11 protein-coding genes and 1 pseudogene are annotated in these 12117 nt (G+C 73.4%); 7 read left to right on the plus strand and 5 right to left on the minus strand.

All coding sequences use genetic code 11. The features are described from left to right. Positions 1-112 precede the first annotated feature (112 nt). A complete protein-coding gene (locus ACFYUY_RS28520; protein WP_360213032.1) occupies positions 113-1213 on the plus strand; it encodes a HoxN/HupN/NixA family nickel/cobalt transporter in 1101 nt (366 codons plus the stop codon). A 244-nt stretch (positions 1214-1457) separates the two neighbouring features. Here the strand turns inward: ACFYUY_RS28520 and ACFYUY_RS28525 are convergent, their stop codons facing one another. Beyond that, positions 1458-2387 carry an SGNH/GDSL hydrolase family protein gene (locus tag ACFYUY_RS28525; protein ID WP_387904851.1) on the minus strand — a complete coding sequence of 310 codons (930 nt, stop codon included), beginning with the start codon at positions 2385-2387 and terminating at the stop codon, positions 1458-1460. Positions 2388-2731: 344 nt separating this feature from the next. On the opposite strand from ACFYUY_RS28525, the gene ACFYUY_RS28530 reads away from it, so the two are divergent. Continuing rightward, complete coding sequence (locus ACFYUY_RS28530; protein WP_387905006.1) at positions 2732-4387, plus strand: FAD-binding dehydrogenase; 1656 nt, start codon at positions 2732-2734, stop codon at positions 4385-4387. 250 nt (positions 4388-4637) lie between these two features. Here ACFYUY_RS28530 and ACFYUY_RS28535 read toward each other — a convergent pair whose 3' ends face one another. Further along, positions 4638-5636: an AraC family transcriptional regulator gene (locus ACFYUY_RS28535; protein ID WP_387904853.1), complete on the minus strand. Its 999-nt coding sequence runs from the start codon at positions 5634-5636 to the stop codon at positions 4638-4640. 130 nt (positions 5637-5766) lie between these two features. After that, positions 5767-6117: an ArsR/SmtB family transcription factor gene (locus ACFYUY_RS28540; RefSeq protein WP_387904856.1), complete on the minus strand. Its 351-nt coding sequence runs from the start codon at positions 6115-6117 to the stop codon at positions 5767-5769. 189 nt (positions 6118-6306) lie between these two features. On the opposite strand from ACFYUY_RS28540, the gene ACFYUY_RS28545 reads away from it, so the two are divergent. The 3 genes from ACFYUY_RS28545 to ACFYUY_RS28555 all read left to right on the plus strand — a co-directional run bounded on the left by ACFYUY_RS28545 (position 6307) and on the right by ACFYUY_RS28555 (position 9095). Further along, positions 6307-6711 carry a (2Fe-2S) ferredoxin domain-containing protein gene (locus ACFYUY_RS28545; protein WP_360213040.1) on the plus strand — a complete coding sequence of 135 codons (405 nt, stop codon included), beginning with the start codon at positions 6307-6309 and terminating at the stop codon, positions 6709-6711. Between the two features lie 255 nt (positions 6712-6966). After that, positions 6967-7221 (plus strand): hypothetical protein, encoded by a 255-nt coding sequence (locus ACFYUY_RS28550; RefSeq protein WP_360213042.1) that lies wholly within the window; start codon positions 6967-6969, stop codon positions 7219-7221. A 206-nt stretch (positions 7222-7427) separates the two neighbouring features. Next, positions 7428-9095, plus strand: coding sequence for a metallophosphoesterase family protein (locus tag ACFYUY_RS28555; RefSeq protein WP_360213044.1), 1668 nt, complete (start codon positions 7428-7430; stop codon positions 9093-9095). A gap of 66 nt (positions 9096-9161) precedes the next feature. Here ACFYUY_RS28555 and ACFYUY_RS28560 read toward each other — a convergent pair whose 3' ends face one another. After that, positions 9162-9494, minus strand: a complete 333-nt coding sequence (locus tag ACFYUY_RS28560; RefSeq protein WP_360213046.1) for a YnfA family protein — start codon at positions 9492-9494, stop codon at positions 9162-9164. A gap of 42 nt (positions 9495-9536) precedes the next feature. After that, entirely contained in the window at positions 9537-10751 is a 1215-nt protein-coding gene (locus tag ACFYUY_RS28565; protein WP_360213048.1) for a pyridoxal phosphate-dependent aminotransferase, read from the minus strand. A 98-nt stretch (positions 10752-10849) separates the two neighbouring features. On the opposite strand from ACFYUY_RS28565, the pseudogene ACFYUY_RS28570 reads away from it, so the two are divergent. Beyond that, a pseudogene (locus ACFYUY_RS28570) lies at positions 10850-11206 on the plus strand (winged helix-turn-helix transcriptional regulator); the annotation flags it as partial. Positions 11207-11303: 97 nt separating this feature from the next. Beyond that, positions 11304-12083 (plus strand): SGNH/GDSL hydrolase family protein, encoded by a 780-nt coding sequence (locus ACFYUY_RS28575; RefSeq protein WP_360213050.1) that lies wholly within the window; start codon positions 11304-11306, stop codon positions 12081-12083. Positions 12084-12117 lie beyond the last annotated feature (34 nt).

The raw sequence follows: 12117 nt of genomic DNA on the forward strand, positions 1-12117 counted from the left end.
GATCTCCGGAGGAGGGGGGAGAACATTCCGTACCTGCGTATGACTTGCAACTGCGGAGGCCGAGGCGGAAAGATGGCCCAGCTTCGACCGCCCGCCGAGAGGAAACACCACGATGACCGCCCCCAGATGGCGTGACCGGCTCACCCGGGACGAGTGGATGCGCCTGGCCGGAATGGGCGGCTTCATCCTCGCGCTGCACGTGGTCGGCTGGTTCACCCTGCTCGCCCTGGTGGCGCCCGAGCACTACGACGTCGGCGGGCAGGTCTTCGGCGCCGGCATGGGGATGACCGCCTACACCCTGGGCATGCGGCACGCCTTCGACGCGGACCACATCGCGGCGATCGACAACACCACCCGCAAGCTGATGGGCCAGGGCAAGCGCCCGCTGTCGGTCGGCTTCTGGTTCTCGCTGGGCCACTCCTCGATCGTCTTCGGCCTCTGCGCGCTGCTCGCCTTCGGCGTCAGGTCGCTCGCCGGCCAGGTGGAGTCGGACGACTCGACCCTGCACGCGACCACCGGCCTGATCGGCACCGCCGTCTCCGGGTCGTTCCTGCTGCTGCTCGGCCTGATCAACCTGGGCGCCTTCAACGGCATCCTCAAGGTGTTCCGCCGGATGCGCGTCGGCGAGTACGACGAGGCCGAGCTGGAGCGCCAGCTGGAGAAGCGCGGGCTGATGAACCGCATCCTCGGCCGGGTGACCAGGGCCGTCACCAAGCCCTGGCACATGTACCCGGTGGGCCTGCTGTTCGGCCTCGGCTTCGACACCGCCACCGAGGTGTCGCTGCTGGTGCTGGCGGGCGGCGCGGCGGCGTTCTCACTGCCCTGGTACGCGCTGCTCACGCTGCCGATCCTGTTCGCGGCGGGGATGAGCCTGCTGGACACCATCGACGGCTCGTTCATGAACTTCGCCTACGAGTGGGCGTTCTCCAAGCCGGTCCGCAAGATCTACTACAACCTGACCGTCACCGGCCTGTCGGTGCTGGTCGCGCTGGTGATCGGCCTGGTCGAGCTGGTCGGCCTGCTCGGCGAGAAGCTGGACATCACCAGCGGGCCGATCGCCTGGGTGGGCGAGCTGGACCTCAACTTCGTCGGCTACGCGATCGTCGGTCTCTTCGTGGTGACCTGGGCCGGTGCGATCGCGTTCTGGAAGTTCGGCAAGGTGGAGGAGAAGTGGTCGGCCGGGCTGGCCGCGGCGGCCGCCGAGTCCGAGTAGCCCGCGGCGCGCGGACCGAGGGGGCGGTGACCGGGGTCTGGTCACCGCCCCCTCGGGGCTTTCCGGACGGGCTCCCGCAGGGCGTGGGCCGCGGGACGCGGGGCGCCGGTGGCCAGGCGCAGAGCGCGCGGCCCCGGCGCCTTGGCCGGCCGGCGCGCCGGGGGGTCGCCTCCGTGCGCCGGCAGGTCGCCGCGGCCGGTGCGGCGGGCCCTGCGGCCGGTGCGGCCGGTGCCCTCCGGGCGTCCTACCGCAGCGCGGCGAGCACCGCGTCCGCCATCACCTTCTCGCCGGTGGCGTTCGGGTGGAACGGCACGGCGGGCGAGCCGGGCAGCGCGCCCTCGATCCAGCGGTCGTCCGAGCAGACGTCGTGGCCGAGGGTCGGCGTCGCGGTGTCGACGTAGGTGGCGCCGTTCGCCGCCGCGGTGGACCTGAGGGCCGCGTTCAGCTCGGTGAGCACGCCGTGCATGTACTCGACGTCGCCCGGGGTGACGGGCTGGCGCAGGATGCACTTCGAGCCGTCGGCGGGCAGCACCGACGGGTAGCCGACCAGCAGGATCCGGGCGCCCGGCGCCTTGGCGTGGATGCGCTTGAGCGTGTCGGCGATCTGCGGCGCGATAGTGGTGGTGATCCGCTCGGCGAGGTCGTCGTTGCCGTACTGCCAGGACCACGTGCTCCAGTCCCAGTAGCCGTGGTGGTAGACGTCCTTGCAGGGCGTGCCGAGCGGGTTGACGACGGCGCCGGCGATGCAGGTGGCGACCAGCTCGCCGAGGCCGAGGTCGCTGGCCGCGAGGTCGTTGCCGCCGATCCCGAGGGTGACCAGGTCGGTGTCGGGGGTCACCGCGTCCAGCTGCGGGTCGTTGACCCTGATGAAGGCGTCGTACTGCGGCTGCGTCATGGCCTTGACCTTGGCGGCGGCGCAGGTGACGTCGGTGTACGCGGCGGCCTTGAGGGCGCCGGCTACGAGGTGGCCGTAGTTGCGGTCGGAGCGCAGGCACAGGCCGGCCGACTGGCCGGGCACGCCGGCGCCGGCGGCGTAGGAGTCGCCGAGCGCCACCATGTGTTTCGGCGCCGGGGTCGCGGCCTGCGCACTGGTGGAGGTGAGGGCGAGGGCGGCGCCGACGGCCACCGCGGCGAGCGCGGTGGAGCGGCGGAGTTTCCGGGCAGGGCGGAGCACGGTTCCTCCTGGGGGAGAGAAACGACGGGTGGGGGTCGTGCCAGCCGGGCCACAGCTACTCACAGGTAAGTTACTGTCAGGTTTCGCGCACGTCCATGGCATGCGCAGAAATTCCCGAAATTCCGTCAGGTGGTATTTCGAATTACGCTCCACCGCGTATCGGAGGCATTTCCGAAACGCCGTGGAGCGGAATTGCCGCCGTCGGTTGTTACCCGCCGGTTGACCGGGCCTCGCCGCAGGCCGCAGTATCGGGCGCACGGCGACGCCGCCCGCCCGTGCGCCGCCCCGCCGACGGCGCCCGCCCCGGAGCGCCGTCCGTGCCCACCGCGACGGAGGACTGCGCAATGGCCCTGGACGCCGACGTCATCGTCATCGGAGCGGGACTCGCAGGCCTCGCCGCCACCGCCGAACTCGCCGACGCCGGACGGAGGGTGATCCTGCTCGACCAGGAGCCCGCGGCCTCCCTCGGCGGCCAGGCGCACTGGTCCTTCGGCGGCCTCTTCCTGGTCGACTCGCCCGAACAGCGCCGGATGCGGATCCGCGACTCGCACGACCTCGCCCGGCAGGACTGGCTCGGCACCGCCGGATTCGACCGGCCCGAGGACGCCTGGCCCCGCCGGTGGGCCGAGGCCTACGTCGACTTCGCGGCCGGTGAGAAGCGCTCCTGGCTGCACGGCATGGGCGTGCGCTTCTTCCCGGTCGTCGGCTGGGCCGAACGCGGCGGATTCCTCGCCGACGGGCCCGGCAATTCCGTGCCGCGCTTCCACATCACCTGGGGTACCGGCCCCGGCCTGCTGGAGCCCTTCGTCCGCCGGGTCCGGGCCGCGGCGGCCCGCGGCCTGGTCGACCTGCGCTTCCGGCACCGGGTCACCGGCCTCGCCGCCACCGCGGGCGTCACCGACACCGTCACCGGTGAGGTGCTGGTGCCCAGCCCGGCCGCCCGCGGCGAGGCCAGCTCGCGCGAGACCGCCGGCACCTTCGAACTGCGCGCCCAGGCCGTGATCGTCACCTCGGGCGGCATCGGCGGCAACCACGACCTGGTCCGCAGGGCGTGGCCGGCCCGGCTCGGCACCCCGCCCGCCAGGCTGCTCTCCGGCGTCCCCGCGCACGTGGACGGGCTGATGCTTGGCATCACCGGCGAGGCCGGCGGCCACCTGATCAACGGCGACCGGATGTGGCACTACACCGAGGGCATCGAGAACTGGGACCCGATCTGGGCCCGGCACGGCATCCGCATCCTGCCCGGCCCCTCCTCGCTCTGGCTCGACGCCCGCGGCGAGCGGCTGCCCGTCCCGCTCTTCCCTGGCTTCGACACCCTCGGCACCCTCGAGCACATCATGTCCACCGGGCACGAACACACCTGGTTCGTGCTCAACCAGCGCATCATCGAGAAGGAGTTCACCCTCTCCGGCTCGGAACAGAACCCCGACCTGACGGGCCGTTCGGTGCGCGGCGTCCTCGGCCGCGCCCTGCCCGGCGCCCCCGGCCCGGTCCGGGGCCACCTGCGGCACGGGCCCGACTTCGTCGTCGCGAGCACCCTCGCCGACCTCGCCCGCGGCATGAACGCCAGGACCCGCCGGGCGCTGATCGACCCCGACGCGCTGCGCCGCACCGTCGAGGCCCGCGACCGGCAGATCGCCAACCCCTTCGCCAAGGACCTCCAGGTCACCGCGATCCACGGCGCCCGCCGCTACCTGGGCGACAAGCTGATCCGCACCGCCGCTCCGCACCGCATCCTCGACCCGGCCGCCGCCCCGCTGATCGCGGTGCGGCTCAACATCCTCACCCGCAAGTCCCTCGGCGGGTTGGAGACCGACCTCTCCTCGCGCGTCCTGCGCCCCGGCGGGGAGGTCCTCCCGGGGGTCTACGCGGCCGGTGAGGCGGCCGGGTTCGGCGGTGGCGGGGTGCACGGCTACCGCTCGCTGGAGGGCACCTTCCTCGGCGGCTGCCTCTTCTCCGGCCGCACCGCGGGCCGTGCGGCGGCCCGGGCGGTCGCGTAGCGGGGCGGGGGCGGGTAGGCCGGCGGGCCGGGCGCACGAAGGCTGGAGCACGCGTGCGCCGGCCGGTGCGCCCCTCCCCTGTGGGAGCGCACCGACCGGCACCGGTAGGGGTCCAGCCTCCCCGAGCGGTGCGCGCGGAACTATCCACTCCGGGGCGGTGGCCCCGCACGTTTCCGGATAGCCGGCGAGGGCCCGGCCTGCTACCGGGCCGCCGTCCGGCGGACGGGCGGCGCCGGTTGCCGGCGGACGGTCAGCGCCGGCCCCGCAGGGTCTCCGAGGGCAGCCGCCCGTACGCCCGCCGGTACTCGGCGCTGAACCGGCCCAGGTGGGTGAAGCCCCAGCGGCAGGCGACGTCGGTGACCGTCCCGGTGGCGTCCCCGGCGGCGACGGCCGTGAGGTCCTGGTGGGCGCGGTCGAGCCGGACGCGGCGCAGGTACGCCAGCGGCGTGGTGTCCAGGTGCCTGCGGAAGCCCTCCCGCAGGGTGCGCAGGCTGACCCGGGCGGCCCGGGCGATGTCGGACGCCGTGACGGCCTCGTCGGCGTGCTCGGCGCAGTAGGCCGTCGCCCGGCGCAGGGCGCTCGGCAGCAGGGCGCCGTCGTGGCCCACCGTCCGGCTCCGGTCGAGCGGGTGGACGTCCAGCAGGGTGTCGGCCAGCAGCCGCTCGAACTGCTCGACGCCCAGCGGGGAACGGCGGCCCAGCGGGGAGACGACGAACTCCCGGAAGGCGTGGGCCAGCGCCAGCCAGGAGTGCACGGCCGGGTCCGCCGGGTCGAGCGCGTGCTGCCGGAATCGCAGCGGGTGCCGCGGAACGTCCCCCAGCCGCACCGCGAGGGCCTCGTCCAGGGTCTCCCGGGACATCGCCAGCGCCGCGTTCACGGCCAGGCCGTCCCACTCCATCCCGACCTCGTCGCCCGGCCCGGCGACGAACGGCGGGGACAGCAGCCCGGTGCCGTTCACGGTCACCCGCCCGTGGCCGGCCTGGGGCAGGATGACGCTGTAGAAGTCGGGGATCTCCCCCGTCCACAGGCGTACGGGGGCGCCGTAGGCGAGGTCGTAGAGCGCCACCCGGCCCTCGTGGAAGGCCCGGAACCGGCCGGGCGCCAGTTGGTCGCCGAGCACCGTCAGCCGGTGCGGCGAGAGCCGGTCGCTCACGATCAGGCGCAGCTCCTCGATGCTGCCGCCCTCGTAGAGCGAGACCGGACCGCTCCCGTCGCCTTCCCGATCCAGTGCCGCGACCGCCACTGCCACCCCCTGATCCGATGATCCGAGCCCGGTGCCGGCGCCGCCCGTGCGGCGGCGCGACGGACCACTCTGACCCCCCGGGCACGGCCGGGCAACGGTATTACGGCGGGCGCCCGCGGGAGCGGCCGGTGGCCGGTCAGTCCTCGTCGGAGAGGCCCAGCCGCAGGTGCTCGACGTGGTAGACGGCCTGGTCGAGCAGGGCGGCCACGTGGTCGTCGTGCAGGGAGTAGACCACCGAGCGGCCGCGGCGCTCGCCGACGACCAGGCCGAGGTTGCGCAGCAGCCGCAGCTGGTGCGAGCACGCGGACTGCTCCAGGCCCACGGCGCCGGCGAGTTCGGTGGCGGCGCGCGGGCCCTCCCGCAGCGCGGCGAGGATCAGCAGCCGGGAGGGGGTGGCCAGGGCCTGCAGCGTGGTCGCGACCTTGGCCGCGTTGGACGCGTCCAGGCGCATCCGCGGTACGGCGTTCTCGGTGGTCGCGTGTCCCATGGGGGCATCCTACGGACCGCCGTGGCGCCCCGGCACCCGGCGGGGGCCCGCCCGCCGCCCGGTAGGCTGCGCGTGCACGACCCGCCCCTGACCTGGAGGAGAACCCCGACCGATGAACGTGCGAAGCGGGCGAGTCATACCGAGGTGCCGGTGGGCGTGCGCCCCGGCCGGGCGCTGCGGGGCCGGGGCATGAGCCGTCGGGACCGCGACCGCGGGCAGGGGGCCGGCTCCCCGGTGACCGTCACGGTCTGCCGCGGCTGCTGCTGCGGCACCGAGGCCAAGCACCCCGGCGTCGACCACGCGGGGCAGTACGAGCGCCTGCGGGCGGCGGTCGGCACGGCGGGCCGGGTCCGGGCGGTCAAGTGCCTGGACGTGTGCACCCAGTCCAACGTGGTGGTGGTCGGCCCCTCCTCGGCGGGCCGCGCGGCGGGCGGGCGGCCGGTCTGGCTCGGCTTCGTGCTGGCCGACGACATGATCGACGAGATCGCCGACTGGGTGCACGCGGGCGGCCCCGGTCTGGCCGATCCGCCCGGGCTGCTGGACCTCCAGCTGATCTCGGTCTCCCGCAGGGTCCGCGAGGCCCTGCCCGAGTAGTCCGCGAGGCCCTGCCCGAGTGGTGCGCGGGGTGGCGCCCGAGTGGTGCGCGGGGTGGCGCCCGAGTGGTGCGCGGGGTGGCGCCCGAGTGGTGCGCGGGGTGGCCTCCGGGGCGGACTGAGCTCCCGTCACCGCCCTTTCCGGCCGGGCGGTTCGGCGGATCCTCCAGTCGTCGGGCATCCGTGGGCGCCGCCCTCGGGCGGCCCCACTAGCATGACCCGTGGTCGCGAGCGGTTCCGCCCAGGGAGGAAGACGATGACGACGGTCTGCCGCATCTGCGCGGGCACCGGCCGGACCGCCGGCCTCAGCTGCCGGACCTGCCAGGGCACCGGCACCACCGAGGTGGGCGGCGGGGGCGGCAACTGCTTCCTCTGCGACGGCACCGGCGTCTACGTCCGGTACCGGGTCGACGCGGGCGGTGCCAAGCACGCCTACCGGGACGAGATCTGCCGCACCTGCGACGGCACCGGCAACCGCTCCACGACGCACTGGGACGAGCCGTCCGGCTGAGGAGCCGTCGGCGCGGCGCCTCCGCCCCGGCCCGACGGACGCTCAGGCGGCCCCGCAGGTCGGGGCCATGATCCCCGGTCGGTCCGGCGGCGGGCGCGGTCTTTACTCCGTCTTGGTCGAACATTGGCGTTCGAATGAGCGGCACGCTGCGGCCCGTTCACCGCGCGTCCGCGTGCGGTCAACGCACCACTGGAAGAGTCCGGCACATGGATATCCCCAACATGGGCGTGCCGGCCCGGCTCGCCGACCGCATGAGCATGGCCGAGCAGCACGAGTACCTGCGGGCCCGTTTCTCCCGCCGCCGGATGCTGCGGGCCGGCGCCGTGACCGTCGGCGCCATCGCCGTCGGCGGTGCGATGGGCAGCGGCACCGCCTTCGCCGCGCCGGCCGGCCCGACGCTGCTCCCGGCCGGTACGGCGGACGGCATCGACGGTTCGCTGGTCGCGCCGATCGGCCGCCACCTCCAGTTCGGCCCCGAGCCGGACACCCAGTTCCGCGTCTCCTGGCAGGTGCCGGCGCCGGTCAAGAAGCCGTTCCTGCGCTTCGGCAGGACCCCGTGGGAGCTCAGCCACAAGGTGCAGGCCGAGGTCCGCGCCCTGCACACCCCGGCGCTGACCCCCACCGGCCAGCCGGTGGACCAGTACTACCTGCACGTGGCGCTGGAGGACCTCCACCCCGACACCACGTACTACTACGGCGTCGGCCACGAGGGCTTCGACCCGGCCTCGCAGCAGCAGATCTCCACCCTGCACACCTTCCGCACCGCGCCCTCCCGGGACCACCGCTGGGGCAAGGTCTACGAGCCGTTCACCTTCACGGCCTTCGGCGACCAGGGCGTCAGCGCGCACGCGGCCGGCAACGACCACATCATCAAGGCCCAGAAGCCGGCCTTCCACCTGCACGCCGGCGACATCTGCTACGCCGACCCGGCCGGTTCCGGCACCGACCCGGACAAGTCCGTCTTCAACGCGAAGACCTGGGACGCCTTCCTGGTCCAGACCGAGACCGTCGCCGCCGAGATCCCGTGGATGGTCGCCTACGGCAACCACGACATCGAGGCCTGGTACTCGCCCAACGGCTACGGCGGCGAGAACTCCCGCTTCTTCCTCCCGGACAACGGCCCGGACCCGCGCAGCGTCCCCGGCGTCTACACCTTCCGCTACAAGAACGTCGGCGTCATCTCCCTCGACGCCAACGACGTCTCCTACGAGATCCCGGCCAACCTGGGCGTCTCGGCGGGCAAGCAGACCAAGTGGCTGGAGCGCACCCTCAAGGACCTGCGCAGCGACGAGACCGTCGACTTCGTCGTGGTCTTCTTCCACCACTGCGCCTTCTCCACCACCGTCGCGCACGCCTCCGAGGGCGGCGTCCGCGAGGCCTGGGTGCCGCTGTTCGAGAAGTACCGGGTGGACCTGGTCATCAACGGCCACAACCACATCTACGAGCGCACCGACGCCATCCTGGGCAACAAGGTCTCGAAGCAGGTGCCGAGCGGCGCCACCATCGAGCCCGAGAAGGACGGCGTGGTCTACGTGACCGCGGGCGCGGCCGGCCGCAGCCTGTACAACTTCGCGACCCCGGACACCTACGAGGGCCACGAGAACCACCAGGACGAGGTCACCACGTACTACTGGAGCAAGGGCCGGGTGAAGACCCCCGAGACCATCCAGTGGTCGCGGGTGCGCTACACCGGCTACTCCTTCATCAAGGTCGACGTCACCCCGGCCCACCTGGGCCAGAAGTCGGTCATGAAGGTCACCGCCCTGGCGGAGGACGGCACGCAGATCGACAACTACTCGATCCTGCGCAAGGTCGGCGAGGGCTGGGACTCCGGCCGCGACGACGACGGCGAGGGCGGCGGCTGGGGCTGGTAGTCCCGGCGCGCCCGACGGGCCCCGGTGCCGGGGAGGCGAGTCCCCGGCACCGGGGCCCGGTGCGTCTCAGCGCCTCGGGCCGTACATGATGACGGCGACCCCGGCCAGGCAGATCAGTGCGCCGACCACGTCGTGGCGGGTCGGCCGGAAGCCGTCCACGAGCACGCCCCACAGCAGCGAACCGGCCACGAACACCCCGCCGTACGCGGCCAGCACCCGGCCGAACTGGGCGTCCGGCTGCAGCGCCGCGACGAAGCCGTAGGCGCCGAGCAGCACCACGCCCAGTCCGGCCAGCCACCACGGGCGCTGCTCGCGCACGCTCTGCCAGACCAGCCAGCAGCCGCCGATCTCGGCGAGGGCGGCGAGGACGAACAGGGCGGCGGAGCGCAGGACGGTCATGCGGTCGAGCCTAGGGTCCGTCCGGCGGGGCGGGGTGGGCGGTCAGCTCTGGCGGTACGTCGCCAGGAAGCGGCCGATGCGGTTGATGGCCGTCTCCAGGTCGTCGGCGCGGGGGAGCGTGACGAAGCGGAAGTGGTCGGGGCGGGGCCAGTTGAAGCCGGTGCCCTGGACGACGTGGATCTTCTCGCGCAGCAGCAGGTCCAGCACGAACTGCTCGTCGTCGACGATCCGGTGGACCGCCGGGTCGAGCCTGGCGAAGGCGTACAGCGCGCCCTTGGGCTTGACGCAGCTGACGCCGGGGATCTCGTTGAGGGCCTTGAAGGCGACGTCGCGCTGCTCGGTGAGCCGGCCGCCGGGCAGCACCAGGTCGTTGATGGACTGGTGGCCGCCGAGCGCGGCCTGGACGGCGTACTGGGCGGGCACGTTGGGGCACAGGCGCATCCCGGAGAGCATGGTCAGGCCCTCCAGGTAGTCGGTGGCGTGCTGCTTGGGCCCGGAGACGACCAGCCAGCCGCTGCGGAAGCCGGCCACCCGGTAGGCCTTGGAGAGGCCGTTGAAGGTGAGGGTGAGGACGTCGTCGGCGAGGGCGGCCAGGCAGTGGTGCTCGGTGTCGTCGTAGAGGATCTTGTCGTAGATCTCGTCGGCGAGGACCATCAGGTGGTGCCGGCGGGCGAGGTCGAGGATGCCCTCCAGCAGCTCCTTCGGGTAGACCGCGCCGGTCGGGTTGTTGGGGTTGATGACGACGATGGCCTTGGTGCGGGCGGTGATCTTCGCCGCGATGTCGTCGAGGTCCGGGTACCAGTCCGCCTGCTCGTCGCACAGGTAGTGCACGGCCTTGCCGCCGGCGAGGCGCACCACGGCCGTCCACAGCGGGTAGTCCGGCATCGGGACGAGCACTTCGTCGCCGTCGTCGACGAGCGCGGTGACGGCCATCTGGATCAGCTCGGACACGCCGTTGCCGAGGTAGACGTCGTTGACGCCGACCCCGCTGACGCCGCGCTGCTGGTAGTACTGCACCACCGCGCGGCGGGCCGGCAGGATGCCGCGCGAGTCGCTGTAGCCGTGCGCCCTGGGCAGGTTGCGGATGATGTCCTGGATGATCTCCTCGGGCGCCTCGAAGCCGAACGGAGCCGGGTTCCCGGTGTTCAGCCGCAGCACGCTGTGCCCGGCCTCCTCCAGCGCGTTGGCCTGGTCGACCACCGGGCCGCGGATCTCGTAGCACACGTCATTCAGCTTGCTGGACTGTCGAAACTCCATCAGCGGCCTCCCGACCGTCACCACCCGCATCGTTGCTGTTGCTTTGTTCTACCAAGTTGTCACTTGGAAAGTCCAACCTTTTGGCTATGCTGATCCACATGTCACGCCGAAGCTACGACCAGTACTGCGCCGTCGCCCGCGCCCTGGACGCGGTGGGGGAGCGCTGGAGCCTCCTGATCGTCCGTGAACTCCTGGGCGGTCCGCGCCGCTACACCGACCTGCACGCCGACCTGCCGGGCGTGTCCACCGACATCCTCGCCACCCGGCTCAAGCAGCTGGAGGGCGACGCCCTGGTCCTGCGCCGACGGCTCGAACGGCCCGCCAACGCCACCGTCTACGAGCTCACCGAGCGGGGCCGCGAACTACGCCCGGTGATCGACGCCCTGGGCGAATGGGGCCTGCCGGCCCTCGGCGAGCAGCGGCCCACCGACGCCGTCCGCGAGCACTGGGTCGCCCCCCGGAAGGCCGTGGACGGGGCGGCCGTCGGGGCGTAGCGGCCCGCGCGTACGATCGTCGGGCCACGGAGCAACCGGAGCAGAGCGGAGGCCGCCCGTGCCCACCACCTACCGCAGGTACGTCGCCGTCGGGGACTCCTTCACCGAGGGGATGTGCGACGACCTGCTGCCCGACGGCCACTACCGGGGCTGGGCCGACCGGGTCGCCGGAGCACTCGCCGGCGAGGCCGCGGACGAGGAGTTCCGGTACGCCAACCTCGCCGTCCGCGGCAAGCTCATCGGCCAGATCCACGACGAGCAGCTGGCCGTCGCCGCCGCCATGGGCGCCGACCTGGTCACCCTCGCCGGCGGCCTCAACGACGTGCTGCGCCCGGGCTGCGACATCGCCCGGGTCGAGCGGCTGCTCGGCCGCTGCGCCACCGAACTGCGCGCCACCGGCGCCACCGTCGTGCTCTTCACCAGCACCGACCCCACCCGCAGGATGGCGGGCAGCGCCCGGCTGCTGCCCGCCATCCTGCGGATGAAGGCCTTCGTGCACGAGCTCGGGCAGGAGGAGGGCGTCGCCGTCGTCGACCTCTTCTCCGCCCCCTGCTTCGACGACCGCCGGCTCTGGGCCGAGGACCGCCTGCACCTCTCGCCCGAGGGGCACCGCCGGGTGGCCGACGGGGTGCTGGAGGCCCTCGGCCGCCCCGCCGCCGACGACTGGCGCGCCCCGCTGCCGCCGGTCGCCCCGCCCGGCCCGGCCGAGCGGCTGCGCACCGACGCCCGCTGGCTGCGCAGCCACCTCGGGCCGTGGATCGGCCGCCGGCTCACCGGGCGCTCCTCCGGCGACGGCCGGCCGCCGAAGCGGGCGGAGCTGCTGCCCTACCGCGGGTGAGCGGTCGGGCGGCCTCCGGGCGCGGGTGAGCCGT

It is taken from the genome of Kitasatospora sp. NPDC004745, from assembly GCF_042873275.1.
Classification (GTDB): Bacteria; Actinomycetota; Actinomycetes; order Streptomycetales; family Streptomycetaceae; genus Kitasatospora.

Coding starts and splice junctions, on each gene's coding strand:
- ACFYUY_RS28520 (WP_360213032.1), top strand. CDS start 113: ATGACCGCCCCCAGATGGCGTGACCGGCTCACCCGGGACGAGTGGATG.
- ACFYUY_RS28530 (WP_387905006.1), top strand. CDS start 2,732: ATGGCCCTGGACGCCGACGTCATCGTCATCGGAGCGGGACTCGCAGGC.
- ACFYUY_RS28540 (WP_387904856.1), bottom strand. CDS start 6,117: ATGGGACACGCGACCACCGAGAACGCCGTACCGCGGATGCGCCTGGAC.
- ACFYUY_RS28545 (WP_360213040.1), top strand. CDS start 6,307: ATGAGCCGTCGGGACCGCGACCGCGGGCAGGGGGCCGGCTCCCCGGTG.
- ACFYUY_RS28550 (WP_360213042.1), top strand. CDS start 6,967: ATGACGACGGTCTGCCGCATCTGCGCGGGCACCGGCCGGACCGCCGGC.
- ACFYUY_RS28555 (WP_360213044.1), top strand. CDS start 7,428: ATGGATATCCCCAACATGGGCGTGCCGGCCCGGCTCGCCGACCGCATG.
- ACFYUY_RS28560 (WP_360213046.1), bottom strand. CDS start 9,494: ATGACCGTCCTGCGCTCCGCCGCCCTGTTCGTCCTCGCCGCCCTCGCC.
- ACFYUY_RS28565 (WP_360213048.1), bottom strand. CDS start 10,751: ATGGAGTTTCGACAGTCCAGCAAGCTGAATGACGTGTGCTACGAGATC.